Origin of the sequence: Pseudomonas sp. Z1-29 (genome assembly GCF_051131995.1) — a bacterium.
In the GTDB taxonomy this organism is placed as follows: domain Bacteria; phylum Pseudomonadota; class Gammaproteobacteria; order Pseudomonadales; family Pseudomonadaceae; genus Aquipseudomonas.
Genome location: NZ_CP071645.1, coordinates 2,900,861 through 2,920,183 on the forward strand (window position 1 = coordinate 2,900,861; position 19,323 = coordinate 2,920,183).

Annotated in this window: 19 protein-coding genes; 13 read left to right on the top strand and 6 right to left on the bottom strand. The window is 63.4% G+C overall.

Annotated features, from left to right (window positions below; genetic code table 11):
• Positions 1–127: 127 nt before the first annotated feature.
• Positions 128–1,033 carry a LysR substrate-binding domain-containing protein gene (locus tag J3P84_RS13255; protein WP_434630892.1) on the bottom strand — a complete coding sequence of 302 codons (906 nt, stop codon included), beginning with the start codon at positions 1,031–1,033 and terminating at the stop codon, positions 128–130.
• Between the two features lie 156 nt (positions 1,034–1,189).
• Here J3P84_RS13255 and J3P84_RS13260 point away from each other — a divergent pair, with 156 nt between their 5' ends.
• From J3P84_RS13260 to J3P84_RS13300, 9 genes are all read left to right on the top strand, one after another.
• Positions 1,190–2,314, top strand: coding sequence for an NAD(P)/FAD-dependent oxidoreductase (locus J3P84_RS13260; protein ID WP_434630895.1), 1,125 nt, complete (start codon positions 1,190–1,192; stop codon positions 2,312–2,314).
• Positions 2,304–2,633 carry a (2Fe-2S)-binding protein gene (locus J3P84_RS13265; RefSeq protein ID WP_434630898.1) on the top strand — a complete coding sequence of 110 codons (330 nt, stop codon included), beginning with the start codon at positions 2,304–2,306 and terminating at the stop codon, positions 2,631–2,633. Before J3P84_RS13260 ends, J3P84_RS13265 begins: the two co-directional genes overlap by 11 nt.
• Positions 2,626–3,999, top strand: coding sequence for an FAD-dependent oxidoreductase (locus tag J3P84_RS13270; protein WP_434630901.1), 1,374 nt, complete (start codon positions 2,626–2,628; stop codon positions 3,997–3,999). The genes J3P84_RS13265 and J3P84_RS13270 overlap by 8 nt, the downstream gene beginning before the upstream one ends.
• Positions 3,996–4,346: a RidA family protein gene (locus tag J3P84_RS13275; protein ID WP_434630904.1), complete on the top strand. Its 351-nt coding sequence runs from the start codon at positions 3,996–3,998 to the stop codon at positions 4,344–4,346. Before J3P84_RS13270 ends, J3P84_RS13275 begins: the two co-directional genes overlap by 4 nt.
• Positions 4,347–4,487: 141 nt before the next feature.
• A complete protein-coding gene (locus J3P84_RS13280; protein ID WP_434630907.1) occupies positions 4,488–5,270 on the top strand; it encodes an ABC transporter substrate-binding protein in 783 nt (260 codons plus the stop codon).
• Positions 5,271–5,337: 67 nt separating this feature from the next.
• A complete protein-coding gene (locus J3P84_RS13285; protein ID WP_434600846.1) occupies positions 5,338–5,763 on the top strand; it encodes a GlcG/HbpS family heme-binding protein in 426 nt (141 codons plus the stop codon).
• Positions 5,764–6,081: 318 nt separating this feature from the next.
• Positions 6,082–6,918: an AraC family transcriptional regulator gene (locus J3P84_RS13290; protein ID WP_434630910.1), complete on the top strand. Its 837-nt coding sequence runs from the start codon at positions 6,082–6,084 to the stop codon at positions 6,916–6,918.
• A 54-nt stretch (positions 6,919–6,972) separates the two neighbouring features.
• Positions 6,973–7,575 carry a LysE family translocator gene (locus tag J3P84_RS13295; RefSeq protein ID WP_434630912.1) on the top strand — a complete coding sequence of 201 codons (603 nt, stop codon included), beginning with the start codon at positions 6,973–6,975 and terminating at the stop codon, positions 7,573–7,575.
• Positions 7,576–7,728: 153 nt separating this feature from the next.
• Positions 7,729–8,055 carry a four-helix bundle copper-binding protein gene (locus tag J3P84_RS13300; protein ID WP_181288801.1) on the top strand — a complete coding sequence of 109 codons (327 nt, stop codon included), beginning with the start codon at positions 7,729–7,731 and terminating at the stop codon, positions 8,053–8,055.
• Between the two features lie 64 nt (positions 8,056–8,119).
• Here J3P84_RS13300 and J3P84_RS13305 read toward each other — a convergent pair whose 3' ends face one another.
• From J3P84_RS13305 to J3P84_RS13315, 3 genes are all read right to left on the bottom strand, one after another.
• The gene (locus tag J3P84_RS13305; protein ID WP_434630917.1) at positions 8,120–9,571 is read right to left on the bottom strand and encodes a DHA2 family efflux MFS transporter permease subunit; all 1,452 of its coding nucleotides are present in this window, start codon (positions 9,569–9,571) and stop codon (positions 8,120–8,122) included.
• Between the two features lie 139 nt (positions 9,572–9,710).
• Positions 9,711–10,664 carry a class I SAM-dependent methyltransferase gene (locus tag J3P84_RS13310; RefSeq protein ID WP_434568337.1) on the bottom strand — a complete coding sequence of 318 codons (954 nt, stop codon included), beginning with the start codon at positions 10,662–10,664 and terminating at the stop codon, positions 9,711–9,713.
• A gap of 71 nt (positions 10,665–10,735) precedes the next feature.
• Positions 10,736–11,416 carry a murein L,D-transpeptidase catalytic domain family protein gene (locus J3P84_RS13315; RefSeq protein ID WP_434631303.1) on the bottom strand — a complete coding sequence of 227 codons (681 nt, stop codon included), beginning with the start codon at positions 11,414–11,416 and terminating at the stop codon, positions 10,736–10,738.
• 162 nt (positions 11,417–11,578) lie between these two features.
• Between J3P84_RS13315 and J3P84_RS13320 the strand changes: the two genes are divergently transcribed.
• Positions 11,579–13,141, top strand: a complete 1,563-nt coding sequence (locus J3P84_RS13320; RefSeq protein WP_434630921.1) for a L,D-transpeptidase family protein — start codon at positions 11,579–11,581, stop codon at positions 13,139–13,141.
• On the opposite strand, the gene J3P84_RS13325 is transcribed toward J3P84_RS13320, so the two are convergent.
• Entirely contained in the window at positions 13,142–13,774 is a 633-nt protein-coding gene (locus J3P84_RS13325) for an NAD(P)H-dependent oxidoreductase (protein ID WP_434630924.1), read from the bottom strand. It lies immediately after the preceding gene.
• An 86-nt stretch (positions 13,775–13,860) separates the two neighbouring features.
• Here J3P84_RS13325 and J3P84_RS13330 point away from each other — a divergent pair, with 86 nt between their 5' ends.
• The 3 genes from J3P84_RS13330 to J3P84_RS13340 all read left to right on the top strand — a co-directional run bounded on the left by J3P84_RS13330 (position 13,861) and on the right by J3P84_RS13340 (position 18,142).
• Positions 13,861–14,490, top strand: coding sequence for a TetR/AcrR family transcriptional regulator (locus J3P84_RS13330; RefSeq protein ID WP_434630927.1), 630 nt, complete (start codon positions 13,861–13,863; stop codon positions 14,488–14,490).
• Positions 14,491–14,984: 494 nt separating this feature from the next.
• Positions 14,985–16,511: an alpha-amylase family glycosyl hydrolase gene (locus J3P84_RS13335; protein ID WP_434630930.1), complete on the top strand. Its 1,527-nt coding sequence runs from the start codon at positions 14,985–14,987 to the stop codon at positions 16,509–16,511.
• Between the two features lie 23 nt (positions 16,512–16,534).
• Positions 16,535–18,142: an alpha-amylase family protein gene (locus tag J3P84_RS13340; RefSeq protein WP_434630932.1), complete on the top strand. Its 1,608-nt coding sequence runs from the start codon at positions 16,535–16,537 to the stop codon at positions 18,140–18,142.
• Here J3P84_RS13340 and J3P84_RS13345 read toward each other — a convergent pair.
• A complete protein-coding gene (locus J3P84_RS13345) occupies positions 18,131–19,114 on the bottom strand; it encodes an SDR family oxidoreductase (protein ID WP_434630934.1) in 984 nt (327 codons plus the stop codon). The genes J3P84_RS13340 and J3P84_RS13345 overlap by 12 nt on opposite strands.
• Between the last annotated feature and the right edge of the window lie 209 nt (positions 19,115–19,323).

Sequence of the window (19,323 nt, forward strand, 5' to 3'; positions counted from 1 at the left end):
GAGAGGGATCTCCAGGCTGGTTTTGTTTTTATCTGTGGATCCATTAACTCTCTTAACTAATTTGCTTGTCAACGATTTTGGTGGTTGCGCAGATGATCGGTGTTTATCAATGGATCCATTGACAGCTTTAAAACCGATAGGCCGCCGGCACTTGCGCCTCGATGAATCGCTGCATGTGTTCGAGGAAGCGCGCCTGCAGTTTCGACAGCGGTCCATGGATTGGCAGCAGCATGCTGAAGTCCATTTCAATGGCCGGTTCGAAGGCACGGAAGACGATGCCGTTGCCGCGGTATTCAACGGCACTGATGGCGTCTACCAGGGCGACGCCCAGGCCTTGCTCAACAAAAGTGCACATCGGTTGGGACAATTGGGTTTCCAGGCGCAGCTCACGCTCGACGCCGTGAGCGGCGAAAATGGCGTCGATGTGTTGCCGGGAGCCGATGGATTGCGGATAGGAAATGAACCGTTCGCCCTGCAGGTCTTCCGGCTTGATGGACGCGCGGTCCTGTAGCCGATGGCCGGCGGGCAGGGCGCAGAGCATGCGCGTAGCCAGCAGCTTTTCGGCGCGGGGACTCGGGTAGGTATTGGGCAGGACGATCAGGCCCAGGTCACAGCGCTGGCCTACCACCAGGTCGACGACTTCCCGCGAGGAATGCACCACCAGCGAGATCTGCACCTGCTCATGCTCGGCCATGAACGCGGCAATCGCCCGCGGCAGGAACGACAAACCCATGGCCGGCGCGCAGGCAATGTGCAGCGAACCGCGCTTGAGGTTGCGGATGTCCTGGGCCGTGCGCGCGATCCGCTCCACCCCCAGCAGCGAGCGCTGCACCTCCTGATACAGCGTCATCGCCTCGGCGGTCGGTTGCAGCCGGCCCTTGATACGGTCGAACAGGCTGAAGCCGATGTCTTCTTCCAGGCTGGCAATCAACCGGGTCGCGGCGGGTTGCGAGATGTGCAGCATTTCGGCGGCGCGGGTCACCGTCTGGCCGAGGATCACCGCGCGAAACGCTTCCAGCTGGCGGAGGTTCATAAGGATGCTCACCCATAACAAAAAGACATGAGCTATCAAAAATAAAGCATTTTTAATGAGCGTGGCAGCATCCTAGGATCGATCGCATGAACTCGCCCGGCCATGAATCGGCACTTCGCCGTACTTCAAGGCCTTTGGAACAGCGATAAAGCAGTCATGCAAAAAACTGATGTGATCATCGTAGGTGGCGGCCTAGTGGGTATGTCCATTGCCTATGGCCTGGCCCTGCTCGGGCGCCAGGTGAGCGTGCTCGACGAGGGCGACGACGCGATTCGCGCCGCCCGTGGCAACTTCGGTTTGCTCTGGGTCCAGGGCAAGGGCTACGGAATGAGCCCGTATGCACAATGGACCCGTGATTCGGTGGCGCTGTGGCCGCGCTTCGCCGAAGCGCTGCAAGCCGACACGGGTATCGATATCCATCTGCGCCAGCAGGGCGGTTTCCAGTTGTGCCTGAGCGAAGCGGAAATGGCCGAGGAAGCCGCGCGCCTGGCCTGGCTGCGCGAGGCCCTCGACGGTGATTATCCCTATGAGCTGCTGGACAGAGCACAACTGCGCGGCCGTCTGCCGGGTGTCGGCCCCGACGTGGTGGGCGGCTGTTTCTCGCCCATGGATGGTCACGTCAACCCGCTCAAGCTGTTGCGTTCGCTGTATGCGGCCTGCAAAGCGCGTGGCGTGACGTTGATCAATGGTCACCGCGTCGAGGCCATCGAACCGCACGCCACGGGTTTGCAACTGCGCGCCGCCGATCAGCGCTGGTCTGCCGCTCAGGTTGTCCTGGCCGGGGGCCTGGGCAATCGGGCATTGGGCGAAAGGGTCGGATTGGACGTGCCCGTGCAACCCAATCGCGGGCAGATCCTGGTGACCGAACGACTCAAGCCGTTTCTCCATTACCCCACGACGTATGTGCGCCAGACCGACGAGGGCACCGTGCAACTGGGCGATTCCCATGAGTCGGCCGGCTTCGACGACAGCACCGGCAGCCAGGTCATGGCCGCGATCGCCCGACGCGCCGTGCAGTGTTTCCCACTGCTGGGTGACGTACGCCTGGTGCGGGCCTGGGGCGCGTTGCGGGTGATGAGCGCCGACGGGTTTCCGATTTACGAAATGCCCCAGGGCTGCCCGGGCCTGGCGGTCGTCAGTTGTCACAGCGGCGTGACCTTGGCCGCTGTTCACGCCCTGCGCCTGGCCCCGTGGATTGCCGGCGAGTTCGATGACCCAGCCGTCAAGCCATTCGGCCTGCAGCGCTTCAATTCGCCAACCGAGGTGCGTCATGTCGGCTGAAAGCCTGTTCCGGCCTTTGGCCGTCTCGCAGAACCAGGTACTGATCGAGTTCGATGGCAAGCCCTTGAGCGTGCCGGGTGAAGTCTGCCTTGCGGCGGCGCTGCTCGCCAGCGGAGTCCGGCATACCCGTGAAAGCGCTGTCAGCGGCAGGCCCGCTGCGCCCTACTGCCTGATGGGCGTGTGCTTCGAATGCCTGGTGCAAGTGGACGGCCAGGCCAACGTCCAGTCGTGCCTGGTGGCGGTGCGCCCGGGCATGCGTGTGCAACGCCAACGCGGCGCCGTCAGCCTGGCGCCGAACGAGGAGCGGAACGATGAGTAACGCCGTGATCGACTTGATCATCATCGGTGCCGGACCGGCCGGCATGAGCGCCGCCATCGAGGCCAGGGACCATGGATTGTCGGTCGTGGTGCTGGATGAGCAGGCCAGTCCTGGCGGGCAGATTTATCGCCAGGTGCTTCAAGCCGATGCCCGCAGCCGCGCGGTGCTCGGCGAAGACTACAGCGCCGGTGCGCAGCTGGCGGCGGATTTTCTCCAATGCGGGGCTCGTTACCTGCCCAACGCGGCGATCTGGCAAGTCACCCCCCAGCGTGAGGTGCACTACCTGATCGACGGCTGCGCAGAGGTTTTGCGCGGGCGCCATCTGCTGATCGCCACGGGCGCCTTCGAACGGCCGATGCCGATTCCCGGCTGGACCTTGCCTGGGGTCATGACGGCCGGTGCGGGGCAGATCCTGCTCAAGAGCGCGACGCTGGTACCGGCTGGGCCGGTGGTCCTGGCGGGTTGCGGTCCGCTGTTGTACCTGCTGGCGGCGCAGTACCTGCGCGCCGGCATTGCCGTCGAGGCGCTGGTCGATACCAGCCATCGTCGCGAGCTGCTGCGGGCCTGGCGACTGATTCCCGGTGCGTTGCGCGGCTGGCGCGACTTGTTCAAGGGCGTGGGGCTGCTGGCCGAGTTGAAGCGTGGCGGCATCCGCCACTTTCGCGGTGCCGGCAACCTGCGTGTCGAGGGTGAGGACTGCGCCAGTGCACTGAGCTTTGACAGTGGAGGGCAGCACTTGCGAGTGCCCGCCGGATTGATTTTATTGCACCAGGGTGTGGTTCCGCACACGCAGATCAGTTGGTCGTTGCGCCTGGAGCATGACTGGAGCGAGGCGCAGCTGTGCTGGATTCCACGGCGCGATGGCTTCGGCCAAACCAGCGCACCGGGCATTTTCATCGCCGGTGACGGCGCTGCGATTGGCGGCGCGCAGGTGGCGCGCCTGGAAGGGCGACTCGCTGCGATGGCGATTGCCGGTGTTTCCCGTGGAGCACGCGGCCTTGAGAAAGGCCTGCGTCGTGCTCGTGCTGCGCGGCCCTTGATCGATGCGTTGTATCGCCCCCCGGCAGAAAGTTGCGTCCCACCCGACGACGTCATCGTGTGTCGCTGCGAAGAAGTCACGGCTGGCGCTATCCGCCGCTACGTCGACCTCGGTTGCCTGGGTCCCAACCAGACCAAAGCCTTCAGCCGTTGCGGCATGGGCCCGTGCCAAGGGCGCCAATGCGGCTTGAGCGTCACCCAGATCATCTCCGCCCAGCGCCGCGTGTCGCCCGCTGAAGTCGGTTACTACCGCATCCGTCCCCCCCTCAAACCCATCACGCTGGCCCAACTGGCCGGCGAACGTCACTGCGTCGAGGAACCGTCATGACTATTCAACGTATCGAAAGCAACCCGCGCCTGAGCCGCAGCGTCGTGCACAACGGCGTGGCCTGGCTCAGCGGCATCGTCGCCGCCGATTGCAACCAGGACATCCAGGGCCAGACCCGCCAGGTGCTGCAGCGGATCGACGAATTGCTCGCCGCGTCGGGCAGCGACAAGCGCCGCCTGCTCAGCGTGCAGATCTGGATGAAAGACATGGGCCGCGATTTCGCTGCGATGAACGCAATCTGGAGCGACTGGGTCGACGCCGCGCACACCCCGGCGCGAGCCACCGCACAGGTGGTGTTCGATGACCCGCAGATCCTGCTGGAACTGATCGTGACCGCGGCGGTGTAGGACCGCCGGACGCCGCTGTGCCGCTATCGGGCAAGACCACCGCCAGAGTGGTCGCCCGCGCTTGTTCAGATTGCTGCTGCCATAACGGACGACTTCCCGTGGAGCGTCCGAAATCAATAACATCGCATCCGGAGCTAATCAATGAACGTTAAACGCATTGCACTCAAGCTGGGCTTCGTCTCGCTGCTGGCATTCGGCGCCAATCTGCACGCCGCCGAAACCTCGCTGCGCATCGGCATCGAGGCGGCATACCCACCCTTCGCCTCGAAAACCCCGGACAACGCCATCGTCGGCTTCGACTATGACATCGGCCAGGCGCTTTGCGCCGAGATGAAGGTTCGTTGCGTCTGGCAGGAGCAGGAGTTCGACGGCTTGATCCCGGCGCTCAAGGTGAAAAAAGTCGACGCGGTGATTTCTTCCATGTCGATCACCCCGGAGCGGATGAAGTCGGTGGACTTCACCGACCGTTATTATCGGATTCCGGCGCGGCTGGTGTTTCGCAAGGGCAGTGGCATCCAGGATATTCCCGCGCAGCTCAAAGGCAAGCGGATCGGCGTGCAACGGGCGACCAACTTCGATCGTTACGTTACCGACAAATTTGCCCCGGCTGGGGCCGAGGTGATCCGTTATGGCTCGCAAAACGAAGTCTTCCTCGACCTGCTGGGCGGACGCCTGGACGCGACGATGGCCAGTTCGGTGGCCATCGACGAAAGCCTGCTCAAGCGTCCTGAAGGCAAGGATTTCGAATTTGTTGGCCCAAACTTCGTCGAAGAACAATACTTCGGCACGGGTATTGGGATCGCCGTGCGCAAGAATGATCCGCTGGCGGGCCGTTTCAACCAGGCGCTGGCGACCCTTCGCGCCAACGGCACCTACGAGCGGATTCGCCAGAAGTACTTCGATTTTGATATCTATGGCGAATGACCGTCGCCGTGTCCATCGCCCGCAGCGTCGGCTGACGGGCCTCACGCTGCACAGCATGGAGTGATTCATGAAAACCAAAGCGGTACTCACCGAACAGGACGTTGCCCAGTTGCTGGTAGCAGCCAAAGAGCTGGCCCACCAGCGTCAATGGGCCGTATCGGTCTGTGTGGTCGACGATGGCGGGCATCCCTTGGGGCTGTTGCGCCTGGACGGCGCCTCGCCCTTGTCAGCCTACATCGCCACCGAAAAAGCCCGCACCGCCGCCATGGGCCGGCGGGACAGCAAGGTTTTTGAAGACATGATCAATGGTGGCCGCATCGCCTTCCTCAGTGCGCCGCACTTGCAAGGCATGCTCGAGGGTGGCGTGGCGATCCGTCACGACGGTCAGTGCATCGGTGCCATCGGCGTGTCCGGGGTCAAGGCCGAGGAAGATGCGGAGCTGGCGCGATTGGCGGTGGAGACGGTGTTGCCGGTGATCACGCCGGATGCCTGAGGGCTGGCGCGAACCCTGTGGGAGCGAGCTTGCTCGCGATGGCGTCGGCACTCTCGACATCAATGCAAGCTGATCCACCGCATCGCGAGCAAGCTCGCACACATTGGATCTCCGTCAGCCCGCTAGCTATTGTGGGAGCGAGCCTGCTCGCGAAGAGGCCAGTACATCCGGCATCTTCATCGACTGATACACCGCCTTCGCGAGCAGGCTCGCTCCCACAGGAGGAACACAATGCCGGAGTGAAACTGCACAAATCTTCCAGACCACCCCATCCAAGTCGTTTAATCTCAGCCAGCCGATACATAAACGAGGCAGCCCATGACAGCGCGCAACTGGATCGATCTCAAGCAGGACGCCACGTCCGGCATCGAGACCGTGCGCGCGCATTTCGAGGGGCACGCCTACGATCCGCACTGGCACGATGCCTATCTGGTGGGCGTGACGGAGCAGGGCGTGCAGCAGTTCCATTGCCGTCAGCAGCAACACAACAGCACGCCGGGCAAAGTGTTCCTGCTTGAACCGGGGGAGTTGCATGACGGTAACGCGCCGCACGAAAACGGGTTTACCTATCGCACCTTGTACCTGGAGCCGCAATGGCTGGAGCGCGAACTGCGCTCGTTGTTCGAGGATGCGCCAGACAACGCGCAACTGGGCTTTGCCGTCACGCTGAACGATGACGCGCGGCTGGCAAGGGCTACCGCCGCGGCTTTCCAGAGCCTGCACGAACAGGACATCCTGATCGTCCGCCAGACCGCCCTCGACACGCTGCTGTCGAACCTCACTCAACACCTGCATTGGCGAACACGGATCAATCCCGACCCGCGTCTGCCACTGGTCGCCCAGCAGGCCCGGGATTATTTGCACGGCCACCTGAGCGAGGACATCAGTCTGGACGATTTGGTGCGCGTCACCGGCGTGGATCGTTTTCGCCTGAGTCGTGCGTTCAAGGCGGCCTTCGGCCTGGCGCCCCACGCGTATCTGATCCAGCTGCGCCTGGCCCGGGCGCGGCGTCTGCTGGCCGGTGGCGAAAGCGCCGTGGTGGTGGCCGCCATGCTTGGCTTCGCCGACCAGAGTCACTTGGGCCGCTGGTTCCAGCGCGCCTATCGCATGAGCCCGGCGGACTACCGCAAGCGCTGCTCAATTGTTCCAGACTGAGCCAGGCTGCAACGGGATGATCAGGTTCACGATCATTCATCGAGAAGTTGCGCCATGGATCAGTTGCTGCCGTTTGCCTTGTTTGCGTTTGTCGCCTCCATCACCCCGGGTCCGACCAATATCCTGGTGCTGAGCCATAGCTCGCGCTTCGGCCTGGCGACCACCTGGCCACTCATCCTCGGCGCCTGCGCGGCTGCCGCGTTGCTGGTGTTGTTGGTGGGCACCGGGCTGGGCGACCTGCTGGCGCGACATGCGGCGATCCAAACGGCGCTGTCCTGGGCCGGCATCGCCTGGCTGAGCTGGATGGCCTGGCAGATTTTCAGCGCGCCGGCCGAGGCCATCGATCCAGACCGCCCGGTCGAAGGCCCACGGCTCGGCCTGGCGGGCGCCGCCGGGTTGCAATTGGTGAACCCGAAGACCTGGATGATGGCCCTGGCGGTGGTCAGCGTATTCGCCGGCGCCGAGGCAGACCGTACGGTGCGGGTGCTCTGGCTGTCCTTCGCGTTCTTTGCCATCTCCATTCCCTGCATGACCGCCTGGGCCTACCTGGGGCGTGGCGCGGCGAAGTTCTGCCGTTCCGCCGTGGCGATGGGGCGCTTCAATCGCGTCATGGCCGTGTTGCTACTGGTGTCGGCGTGGCTGACGCTGGTGGTCTGATCCACGATGCAGGAAGACGGCAGGGCCGGTCCAGCTGACGAAAATGTAATTTTTCTTTTGAAACCCGCGGTTCATGCGTCAAGTCGCACGCTTATACCTGCCTAGAACAGGCGGTATGCATTTTTTGATCGACCTTCAAAAAAGGAGAGTGCCATGAACAGCCGTTATCAAACCTGCATCGACGAGTGCCTGGCCTGCGCCATGGCCTGCGAGGCCTGCGCCAGTGCGTGCCTGCAAGAGCAAAACGTCCAGATGATGGCGCGTTGCATCGAGCTGGACCGCGACTGCGCCGACTTGTGCCGTCTCGCGGCAACGCTAATGCAGCGCGACAGCCGGGTGGCGACGGATCTTTGTATCGTCTGCGCGAGCATCTGCCGTGCGTGTGGCGAAGAATGCGCGAAGCACGAAGCGGGTCATTGTCAGGATTGCGCCAAGGCCTGCCAGTCTTGCGCCGAGGCCTGTGAGCGGATGGCCGCCTGAGACTCGATCGGACCGGCAGCAACGTCAGGCATCACTCGATGACTGCCGTTGCCGCCCAGTGCGATCAAGAGGCAGGGTGGGCTGCGGAGTCGACCTTCGCCTGCTGTCCCGTCGCGGTGCTTCGCAGCAGCAGTCCCGCCAGTACGGCCGCGGTCAGCGCGAACGCTGCGCCGATCAGAAACGCCAGCTGATACCCGTTATTGAGCGCAACCAGCGGCGCGAGATCGGACGCAGCCGTCTTGGTCCGGTACGCGGCAATACTCGCCAGCACCGCCAGGCCCACCGAGCCGCCCATCATGAACGACGTATTGACGACGCCTGACGCCAGGCCGGAATCCTTGGGTTCCACGTCGCTCATCGCCGCGAGCAACATCGGATTGAACGCCATCCCCGCGCCCAACCCCAGCAGCAACATGCCCGGCAGAACGTCGCCGACGAACTGGCCGTCCAGCGGAGCCCGTGCAAACAGTGCCAGGCCGATGGCGGCGAGCAGCAGGCCTGCCGCCAACGGCGTTCGTGTGCCGTAGCGCATCACCAGCCGCGCGGACAGACCCAGGGAAAAAATCGCCATGATCACGTTGGCTGGCAGGAAGGCCAATCCCACTTGCATCGGCGTATAGCCCAGCACCAATTGCATGTAGAGCGCCGACAGGAAAAACCAGGCGAACATCGACGCGGCCCAGAGCACGGCGAGCAGATTGGCGATGCGCAGGTTATGCAGGCGAAACAGGCCCATCGGGATCAACGGATGGGCAATCCGCCGTTCGAGCATGATGAAGCCCAGCATCAACAAGGCCGAGGCTGCCAGCAGGCCCAGCGTGTGGAGGGAAGTCCAGCCCTGCTCATTGCCGTTGACCACGGCGTATACGGCGATCATCAACGACAGGGTGGCGGTTACTGCGCCGGTGACGTCCAGTTGCCCACTGCTTTGCGCGCGCATGGCGGGCAGCAATTTAAGGGACAGGCCGAGGACGATCAGGCCGACAGGCAGGTTGACCAGGAAGATCCAGTGCCAACTCAGCAGATCGGTCAGCAAACCACCCAACAGCACACCGATACTGCCGCCTGCAGCGCAGACGAAACTGTACACGCCCATCGCCCGGGCACGCTCGCCGGGTTCCGTGAACAGGTCCATGATCAACGACAAGGCCACCGCCGTGACCACCGCGCCGCCAAGGCCTTGAACAGCCCGGGCAATGATCAACCATGACTGCGATGACGCCAGTCCACAGGCCAGCGACGCGAGGGTGAACGCCGCCAATCCCAAGGTGAACAGGCGGCGATGGCCATAGAGGTCGCCCAGGCGACCGCCGAGCAGCAGGAAACCGCCGAAGGTCAGTAAGTAGGCATTGACGACCCAGGCCAGTGCCGTGTCGTTGAACTGCAGGTTGTCCTTGATCGAGGGCAGGGCGACGTTCACCACCGTACCGTCGAGCACGATCATCAGCACGCCCAGGCACAAGACGATCAATGCGCGCCAGCGCTGGCGCGGGTGAGAGGGATGTGATTGCGACATGGTTCTTCAATCCTTGAACAGTCCGGGTTCGAGGTTGCCGCAGTGCAACCGGACCGGTTCACTGCAGGCAACGTGAAGCAGTCTAGCTGCGAGCAAGATCCATCAAATAGTGGAAATGTGTAATCCCGGCACGAAGTTCTCAGCCGATGGCCGAGTCGTCACGCCTGAACACCAAGGCCTTCAAGCCACAGGCGGGGTCCGCATCTGGAAACTCCGGAGGGTTTGCCAACCGCTCTTCGAACGTCAGGCCAGGCGCCTCGCGCATGACGCCTTCGATGAGGAAGCCGGGGCCGGTCGCCGGGTCGTTGCTACACGCCAGGACCGTACCAGCGGCGGTCAGCAGCTCCGGCAGGCGGCGCAGCACTCGCTGATAATCCTTGGTCAGCAGGAAGCTGCCTTTCTGGAACGTGGGCGGGTCGATGATGACCAGGTCATAGGGTCCGCTGTTGATCACCTTGCCCCAGGATTTGAACAGGTCGTGCCCCAGAAAGCTCACTTGGCCCAGGTCATGGCCGTTCAGGCGATGATTGTCACGACCACGGCTCAGGGCTGCGCGGGACATGTCCAGGTTGACCACGTGGCGGGCACCGCCGGCGATGGCCGCCACCGAGAAACCGCAGGTATAGGCGAACAGGTTGAGCACGCGCTTGCCTTGGGCGTGAGCGCGCACCCAGTCGCGGCCATAGCGCATATCGAGAAAGAGGCCGTTGTTCTGCTTTTTGCCCAGGTCGATCCGATAACGCAGGCCGCCTTCGGTCAGGGTCCATTCATCGATCGGTTCGCCCACCAACCATTGGGTCAGGCTGTCGGGCAGGTACCGATGTTGCACCGCGAGGGTGTGGGCGCCGCTGTGTTGCCAGGCGGGCAAGGAGGCGAGGGTGCGCAGCATGGCGAACAGGTCATCGAGTTGCGTAGGATCGGGTTCCTTGAACAGCGAGACCAACACCACGCCTTGCAGCCAGTCGACGGTGATCTGTTCCAGCCCCGGCCAGCAGCGCCCGCGGCCATGGAACAGGCGACGGGTTTCGTCGGGCGCCGATTCCAGCGCCGTCAGCAAAAGGCTCTGCAATGTTTGAAGGGCTTGAGGGTTCATCAGATAAAAAACGCCAGCAGCTCGAAAGGCCGGCATTTTAACCACGAACCCATGCACTGCAATCCGCTTTATCAGCCCCCGCTGGTCGCGAGGATGCTCGCCACCTGCTGCGCCTGGCAATTGAGATAGGCCGAACGCTTGAGCCACGCCGGATCCGGGTACCAGGAAAACATGAACTGCCCGCCCTTGAGCTTGTCGATCACCTGGCGCGCTACTTGCGGGCGCACGGCCGGGCAGCCCTGGCTGCGGCCGATGCGGCCCTGGCGCACGCTCCAGAGCGGGTTCACATAGTCGGCGGCGTGGATGACGATCGCGCGGTCGCGCGCCTGGTCATTGAATCCGGGCTCCAGGCCGTCCATGCGCAGCGAATAACCATGGGCGCCCTGATAACTTTCCTGGGTGCGGAACAGTCCCAGGCTGGATTGATAGCTGCCCAGTCGGTTGGAAAACTGGGTGGCGAAGTTTTCCCCGGATTTCTGCCCGTGGGCCACGAGATCACGCAGGACCAGCTTTTTCTGGCGCAGGTCGAAGATCCACAAGCGCCGGGCCGTCGAAGGTTGCGAATAATCGATCACCGCCAGGTGGCGAGCCTGTCGAGCACCGTTGGCAACTGCGCACTGCATCGCACTCAGGGCACTTTTCAGCGCTTGGGGATTGAGTTCCGGCGCGGCGTGGGCGAGGCTGTTGTAAAGAGGCTGGGTGTTGAGTTTTTCGGCCAGCGCCGGGCTGCACAGGATGCCAAGGCCAGTCACGACCAGGCAGAATCGGCGCAAGAATGCCGATACAGGTGAAGGCAGCTTGCGGTGGCGTTCGTTTGCGGCATCCCGTCCGGTTTCGTTTGTCTGCATGATGGCGGGTCGTACCTGTCGCAAAATTCACCGTCAACGAGACGGCCATGGATTGGAGTAAAGCAGTTGTTCAAAAAGTCCGCATGTTACCTGAGCCTTTTATTGCTCGTTGCGCCATTGGTCGCCACGGCCGAGGACGGCGATCCGGCTCAGGCGCAAACCACACTGGCGCAACTGTCGGTCAATTGCCCCGAATTGGCCGGTGGCGTCGACTTTCCGACGGTCATGAGCCTGCAGGCCTTGTACCAGCAAAACGCAGGCCAGGCGATCTGGGCGGACGACGGGCGGTTACAGGCGTTGCAAGCCCAGCTACAGCAACTGGCCGATGACGGACTCGATCCGGCCCGCTACGACCTGCCGGGCGATGGCCGTTACGTCAACGTGGCCTGTACCGACATCGCCATCAGCCAACGCTACCTGCAAGCGCTGCATGAGCTGCGTTTCGGCTACCTGCCGCAGAACCGCCTGGAGCCGATTTGGAAGGCCAATCCGCAGTTGCCGGACCGTCAGGCCATGGTGCTGCACTTCGCCGTCGCCGGCTTGCGCGACCCCGCCGAGGCGTTTGCACAGGCGCGGCCGCCCTTGGACCTGTATCGCAACCTGCGCGAACTCTACGCCCGGCAACGGCAACAACCGCTGGCTGACTGGCAGTCAGTGCCGGCCGGCCCATTGCTGCAACCCGACAAACGTGACGCCCGCGTGCCCGCACTGGCCCGGCGCCTGTTCAACGAAGGCTACCTGAGCGTGCCGCCGCTGGAAGCCGATGAGCACTACAGCCCGAGCCTCGTGGAGGCGATGAAAAGCTTCCAGCTCCACCATTCACTGCAAGCCGATGGGGTAGTGGGGCCGTGGACGGTTACCGAGCTGAACGTCAGCCCGGCCATGCGCCGCGAGCAATTGCGGATCAACCTGGAGCGCATGCGCTGGCTGGCTCAGGATCTGGAGCCCGACAGCGTGCTGGTCAACGTGGCGGCGGCGCAGCTGACGGTCTACCAGGCTGGCGCCCCGGTATGGCAGACCCGGACCCAGGTTGGCCGCGCCGAACGCCAGACACCGCTGATCAAGTCGCGTATCACCCGACTGACGCTGAACCCGACGTGGACCATTCCGCCGACGATCATGCGCGAGGACAAACTGCCCGAGATCCGCCGCGACCCGGAGTTTCTCACCCGGCACAACCTCAAGGTGATCGATCGCGATGGATTGCCCCTGGCGGTGGAAAATATCGACTGGGATCACCCTGGCAATCTGATGCTGCGCCAGGACGCCGGCTCGAAAAACCCCTTGGGTAAACTGGTCGTGCGCTTCCCCAACCCGTTTTCGGTATACCTGCACGACACGCCCAGCCAGGCACTTTTCAGCAAAGGCCCGCGGGCGTTCAGCTCAGGCTGCGTACGCATCGAGCAAGTCATGCACCTGCGCGATCTGCTGGTGACCCCGGCCGAACGCACGCGCACCGACACCTTGCTGGCAAGCGAGTTGACCCATGAATTCAGGCTGGCCAAGCCGATGCCGATCCTGCTTGGATACTGGACAGTGCAAGCGGACAGCCAGGGGCGGGCGGTGTATATCCCGGATATCTACCAGCGCGATGTGCCCCTGTCTGCCGCCGACCGTCGAGCACTCTGATCATGCACACGCGGCGTTGGCTTCTACGGGCGTGGTCTGCTCGATGGCCGAGAACACCCGCTGGCCGAGGGCTCGGGCCGTTTGCAGATGTACGTCCGGATCAAGGGTCTCCGAGTCCAGCAAGCGCTCGGAGCTCACCACGCGGGCACCGCAGTAGCCGAAGATCCCGTGGTCGATCTGCGTGACCATCGCCTGGTCGTAGCCGTGGCGTTGAAAACTGTCGGCGTCGGCTCCACCGAGGGCGACCAGATGGACCCGCAAATGCTGCAGTTTCTGCATAAAGAACTCGTCGAGCTTGAAGTCGAATGCCCAGCCATTGGAGAACACCCGATCAATCCAGCCCTTGAGCAACGCCGGCATCGACCACCAATAGATCGGGTAGACCAGCACCAGGGCGTCGGCCCGTTCGATCCTGGCCTGCTCGGCCAGCACGTCGGCAGGCGGCAAGGCCTCACGGTGGTGGACGGCATGGTCGGCGAAGCCGAAGCGTGGATCGAAGCCTTCAGCGGCCAGGTCGGCGATTTCGAAGGTATCGCTGGGATTGGCCTGGAGAATCCCATTGCCAATGGCCTGGGCAAGCGCATGCGTCAGAGAGCGGGGGTCATGATGAGCAACCACGATAAGGGCGTGCATGGCGAATCTCCTTCTGGCATTACCCGAGGTCAAGCGAGTATGCTGGGTTAAGTTACGGTTAGTAAGTTACGGTTGGTAAAGTTAGCATGTCAAGCACAGATGAAAATGCACCGCCCATTGCCGCGCCTCGTCGCCGACTTTCCCGCGCCGATCGGCAACGGCAATTGCTGGATGTCGCCTGGCGCCTGGTTCGGGAGGAGGGCAGCGAAGCGTTGACCCTGGCCCGGCTGGCCGACCAGGCAGGCGTCACCAAACCCATCGTCTACGACCATTTCATTACCCGATCGGGGCTGCTGGCGGCGCTCTACCAGGATTTCGATGCGCGCCAGACGGCGCTCATGGACGCTGCACTCGACGCCAGCGAACCCACGTTGCAGAGCCGTTCGCGGGTGATTGCCGAAGCGTTCGTCGAATGCGTCCTGCTTCAGGGCCGGGAGATTCCGGGCGTCAGTGCGGCGCTCTCCAGTTCACCTGAACTGGAGAGCATCAAAAGGGAGTACGAAAGGCTGTTCCTGGATAAATGCCGGGCGGTGCTAGAGCCGTTCGCCGATAGCCGGGGCCTGTCCCAAGCGAGCCTGCGCGCGATGCTCGGGGCGGCGGAAGCGTTGTCCGATGCGGCGGCCAACGGGGAAATCAGCGCGGACGAGGCCAAGCAGGAGCTGTTCGTCAGCATCGTGGCGATGGTCAATCGGGCCGCTGGCATCGCCTCCAACTGATCGGGCGATTCGCGAGCAGGCTCGCTCCCACATGGGGCGGCCCGATCCTGAGGCAGGGACATCGGTCTGACTTGATATTTGTCGCGCCGGAGCAGGTTAGCGTGGCGAGGGAGCTTGCTCCCGCTGGCCTGCGAAGCGGGCCCCAGCAACCTCTCAGGCAGACTGTATCCGCCGGTTTGCGACTGCTGCGCAGCCGAGCGGGAGCAAGCTCCCTCGCCACGGGTTCTGAGTTGGTCAGGCTGACGCTTTCGCGAGCAGGCTCGCTCCCACAGTGGACCTTTGTGAACCCTGTCCCCTGTGGGAGCGAGCTTGCTCCGGGCGGCGATCCGACGATGACGGCGGCACATCCAACATCTCTTCCGCTGATTCACTCCCCATCAAGAAAAAACGAACCCCGAGCCCCTTTTCCGGTTCTTAACTGATGTGCCTTGATGAAAGGACAGCAGGCGGGGCTGCGGTCTTGCCCACCACACACTGCGATCAGAGGAGGCGACATGCCCAACTCCTTCCCTTCGCCCTGGTGGAAGAACGCCGTGATCTACCAGGTTTACCCTCGCTCCTTTGCCGATGCCAACGGCGATGGCGTCGGCGATCTTCCCGGTTTGACAGCACGCCTGGACCATCTGCAACGCCTTGGCATCGATGCGTTGTGGCTCTCGCCAGTGTTCCGCTCGCCCATGTGCGACGCAGGCTACGACATCTGCGACTACACCGATGTCGATCCGCTGTTCGGCAACCTGGCCGACCTCGATGCGTTGATCGCCAAGGCCCACGAACGGGGCTTGAAGGTCTTGCTCGACTTTGTCCCGAATCACACTTCCGACCAGCATCCCTGGTTCATCGAGTCGCGCTCCAGCCGCGACAACCCCAAGCGCGACTGGTACATCTGGCGTGACCAGCCGAACAATTGGCGAGCCTCGATTGACGGCGGCAGCGCCTGGACCTGGGACGAAACCAGCCAGCAGTACTACCTGCACTTCTTCCTGCCCGAGCAACCGGATCTGAACTGGCGCAACCCGCAAGTCGTCGCGGCCATGCATCAAGTGCTGCACTTCTGGCTGGAGCGTGGCGTGGACGGGTTCCGCGTCGACGTGGTGCATTGCGTCGGCAAGGACCAGAGCTTTGCCGATGACCCGCGCTGCATGGCCGGTGAAACCATGGTCAAGATCAACGATCAGCCCTACAGCCATGAAGTGCTGCGCGGGCTGCGGCGCCTGGTCGACAGCTACCCCGGCGAGCGGGTGCTGATCGGCGAGGTCAACATCCGTTCCACGGCCCAGGTGGCGGCCTATTACGGCGCCAGTGACGAACTGCACATGTCGTTCAACTTCCCGCCGCTGGATGCACCGTGGGACCCGGTGGTGTTCCGTATGTGCGTACGCGAGGTGGAAAACGACCTCGGCCCGTTGCAGGCCTGGCCGACCTGGGTGCTGTCCAATCATGACAACAGCCGCCACCGCACTCGCTACGGTGGCTCATTGCGGCGGACACGGGCCGCGGCGGTGATGCTGCTGACGCTGCGCGGCACGCCTTTCATCTATCAGGGCGAGGAGCTGGGCCTGGAGGATACGCAAGTGACCGCCCAGACCCGCGTCGACCCCGGCGGACGGGACGGCAGCCGGGCGCCGATCCCCTGGACGGAACAGGCGCCTCACGGTTGGTCTGGTCAGGCGCCATGGCTGCCTTTCGCTGCGGATCCCGGCCGGTTGTCGGTGGAGACCCAAGAGCGCGACGCCGATTCCGTGCTGGCGCTTTACCGACGGCTGCTGGCGTGTCGGCGCAATAGCCTGGCGCTGCGCCTGGGCGGCTGGGAGGAACTGCCCTCGCACCCGCAGGTGCTGGCTTATCGTCGTTCTTGCGAGGGCGACGAACGCCTGGTCTGCATCAATTTTGCCGACAGCGAGCACACCTTTCCGCTGGCCGACCCCTGGCGAGTTGAAATCGCCAGCGATGGCGCGGATGAAGGCCGGCCGTTCAGCGGGCGTCTGGCTGCCGAACAGGCCCTGATCCTGTGTCGATAACCTTTGTCGATAAGGAGTCACCGATGAAAGCCAACTGGCACCGAAATACCTTGATCTACCAGATCGACCCCTCGCTGTTCTACGACAGCAACGGCGATGGCCGTGGCGACCTGAAGGGCATCATTCGTCAGCTCGATTATCTGCAAGCGCTGGGCGTCGGCGCACTCTGGCTGATGCCTTTGTACCGGTCTCCGTTCAAGGACGCCGGTTACGACGTCAGCGATTTCATGGCGCTGGACCCGCGCTTTGGCAGCGAAGAGGACTTGCGCCAGTTGATCGTCCAGGCCGGGGAGCGTGGCATCCGGGTCATCCTCGAACTGGTGGTGCAGCACACCAGCGACCGGCATCCCTGGTTCCTGCGGGCGCGGCGCGACAAGGACAGCGTCTATCGGAATTATTACCTGTGGTCCGACACGCCGGTGGACGACGGCAACCAACCGATCTTCCCGTCGGTGGAAGACAGCATCTGGCAGTGGGACGAACAGGCCGGGCAGTACTTTCGGCATCTGTTCTATCGCCATGAGCCGGATCTCAATCTGGCGAACCCGCGGGTGGTCGAAGAGATCGAGCGGATCATGGATCACTGGCTTGAACTGGGGATCGCCGGTTTTCGTCTCGATGCCGCTTCGCACCTGGTTGAGCAGGCCGGTGGCGGCGATGAAGAGCAGGGCGTGTGGTTATTGGAACGGCTGTTCAAGCACATGACCCGCATCAACCCGGAAGGCGTGCTGATGGGCGAAGTGGATGTCGAGCCCGAGCGCTACAGCCATTACTTCGGCACCGGCGAACGCCTGGGCCTGGTGCTGGATTTCTGGGTCAATAATCATCTGTTCCTGGCCTTGGCCCGAGGCGAAGCCGAGCCTCTGCAACGGGCCATTGCCCGCCGCCCGGCACCGCCTGACGGCGCCAATTATGCGGTGTGGCTGCGCAACCATGACGAGCTCGACCTCGAACGCTTGACCGAGCAGGAGCGTGAGGAGGTGATGCAGGCCTTCGCCCCGGACCAGAACATGCGCCTGTATGGCCGCGGCATCCGCCGGCGCCTGGCGCCGATGCTCGACGGTGATGTGCATCGCCAGGCGCTGGCCCAGGCGCTGCTGCTGTCACTGCCCGGAACACCCATCGTGCGCTACGGCGAAGAAATCGGCATGGGCGATGACCTGTCCCGTCCCGAACGCCTGTCGGTGCGCACGCCCATGCAATGGAGCGATGAAGCCAACGCCGGCTTTTCAACCGCCCAGCGCCTCGCCGCGCCGGTGATCGATGAAGGACCGTTTGCCTACACGCAGTTGAACGTCGAGGGCCAACAGGACGATCCCGATTCGCTGCTGGCTCGGACTCGCCGGCTGCTGCTGGCGCGCAGGCGCTTGCGCGAGGTTGGCGACGGCAAGGCGCAACTGCTGACGGTCGACCATCGTGCAGTCTTCGCCATCGCCCATGAGTGCGAAGCGACCTCGGTGATGCTGGCGAACCTCAGCCCCGAGACAGTCACTGTGCAGTTGCGGGAAGTGGATTTGCAGGGGTTCGAGGAAGTCCTCTCGGACCGCGCGTATCCGGCCTCGACCGCAGCCAGCCTGACATTGCATGGATACGGTTACCGCTGGTTCCGGCGCACCGGCTCAAAACAGTAGCAGCACCACAGCCAGCAACCCACCGGTGGCCAGCAGCAACGCGGACACCTGGGTCGAGCTGAAAGCCAGCGCTGAATCCTTCGAGCGGCCATTGAACCGCCCGCGGGTACGATGCAAGGGCTCCTGCGGTTCGAACAGATTGTCCGGGCGCTGGCTGTCGTCGTCTTCGTCGGTCATTTGCCCGGCGTAAGCGCTGCGGGCCAACAGACGATCGAGCAGGCCCGGCATCAGGCAAGTGCCGACGATCGCCTTGAGCGAGGCCACGCCCAACCACAACTCCCGGGGAGTACGCTTCACCACGCTGAAAATCGCCCGGGCGGCAACGTCCGGGTCGTGGATCGGCGGCACCGGTTGCGGGCGCTTGGCGAGCTTGTTGCGGGCCCAATCGAACTGTGGCGTGTTGATCGCCGGCAATTGCACCATGCAGACCTTGATGTCGCTGTGTTCGTGGAGCAGTTCGCAGCGCAAGGAATCGGTGAAACCACGCACCGCGAACTTGGCCGCGCAATAGGCCGCCTGCAGCGGAATGGCCCGGTAGGCCAGCGCCGAGCCGACCTGGATGATCACCCCGCGATTGCGCCGCCCCATCAGGTCCAGCGCCGCGAGCGTGCCGTGCACCGTGCCCAGGTACGTGACCTTGGTGACCCGGTGGATTTCTTCGGCGGTCAACTGGCGGATTGGCGACAACACCGTGACCATCGCGCAATTGATCCAGACGCCGACGGGCCCCAGCTCGCGCTCCATCCGTTGCGCCGCCTCGAATACCGCATCGGCGTCCGCAACATCGACGCTGATCGCCAGGCTCGTCGCGCCCAGCTGCTTGAGTTCTTCTTGCGTCGCCGCCAACGCTTGTTCGCCCCGGGCCAACAGCCCGACGCGGTAGCCGGACGCGGCAAACCGCTGGGCGGTCGCGCGGCCGACGCCGGCAGTGGCGCCGCAGATCACAACGACAGGTGGGTTTCGCTCATCCATTGCGTTCATCCGATCAATTGCTGCGCCTGGGGCGCTTATGGTTTCGCTGGGTTGGCCAGGGGCAGGGTCTGGCGCCTGGCCCGGTTTCCATTAATTGTGAAAATCCGCGTCGGCGATGGTTCAGGATTTTTGCCGGCGGGCATCAAGACCTGCACTTTTATGAAGCCCGTGGCGGGGGATCGCACCATCGCAAGGCAATGAGTGGTGCC

What these genes read in the sequence shown, in the direction of transcription:
- J3P84_RS13260 (WP_434630895.1), top strand. Translation starts at nt 1,190, where the DNA reads ATGCAAAAAACTGATGTGATCATCGTAGGTGGCGGCCTAGTGGGTATG.
- J3P84_RS13270 (WP_434630901.1), top strand. Translation starts at nt 2,626, where the DNA reads ATGAGTAACGCCGTGATCGACTTGATCATCATCGGTGCCGGACCGGCC.
- J3P84_RS13265 (WP_434630898.1), top strand. Translation starts at nt 2,304, where the DNA reads ATGTCGGCTGAAAGCCTGTTCCGGCCTTTGGCCGTCTCGCAGAACCAG.
- J3P84_RS13255 (WP_434630892.1), bottom strand. Translation starts at nt 1,033, where the DNA reads ATGAACCTCCGCCAGCTGGAAGCGTTTCGCGCGGTGATCCTCGGCCAG.
- J3P84_RS13335 (WP_434630930.1), top strand. Translation starts at nt 14,985, where the DNA reads ATGCCCAACTCCTTCCCTTCGCCCTGGTGGAAGAACGCCGTGATCTAC.
- J3P84_RS13290 (WP_434630910.1), top strand. Translation starts at nt 6,082, where the DNA reads ATGACAGCGCGCAACTGGATCGATCTCAAGCAGGACGCCACGTCCGGC.
- J3P84_RS13275 (WP_434630904.1), top strand. Translation starts at nt 3,996, where the DNA reads ATGACTATTCAACGTATCGAAAGCAACCCGCGCCTGAGCCGCAGCGTC.
- J3P84_RS13310 (WP_434568337.1), bottom strand. Translation starts at nt 10,664, where the DNA reads ATGAACCCTCAAGCCCTTCAAACATTGCAGAGCCTTTTGCTGACGGCG.
- J3P84_RS13345 (WP_434630934.1), bottom strand. Translation starts at nt 19,114, where the DNA reads ATGGATGAGCGAAACCCACCTGTCGTTGTGATCTGCGGCGCCACTGCC.
- J3P84_RS13295 (WP_434630912.1), top strand. Translation starts at nt 6,973, where the DNA reads ATGGATCAGTTGCTGCCGTTTGCCTTGTTTGCGTTTGTCGCCTCCATC.
- J3P84_RS13285 (WP_434600846.1), top strand. Translation starts at nt 5,338, where the DNA reads ATGAAAACCAAAGCGGTACTCACCGAACAGGACGTTGCCCAGTTGCTG.
- J3P84_RS13305 (WP_434630917.1), bottom strand. Translation starts at nt 9,571, where the DNA reads ATGTCGCAATCACATCCCTCTCACCCGCGCCAGCGCTGGCGCGCATTG.
- J3P84_RS13325 (WP_434630924.1), bottom strand. Translation starts at nt 13,774, where the DNA reads ATGCACGCCCTTATCGTGGTTGCTCATCATGACCCCCGCTCTCTGACG.
- J3P84_RS13300 (WP_181288801.1), top strand. Translation starts at nt 7,729, where the DNA reads ATGAACAGCCGTTATCAAACCTGCATCGACGAGTGCCTGGCCTGCGCC.
- J3P84_RS13340 (WP_434630932.1), top strand. Translation starts at nt 16,535, where the DNA reads ATGAAAGCCAACTGGCACCGAAATACCTTGATCTACCAGATCGACCCC.
- J3P84_RS13280 (WP_434630907.1), top strand. Translation starts at nt 4,488, where the DNA reads ATGAACGTTAAACGCATTGCACTCAAGCTGGGCTTCGTCTCGCTGCTG.
- J3P84_RS13330 (WP_434630927.1), top strand. Translation starts at nt 13,861, where the DNA reads ATGTCAAGCACAGATGAAAATGCACCGCCCATTGCCGCGCCTCGTCGC.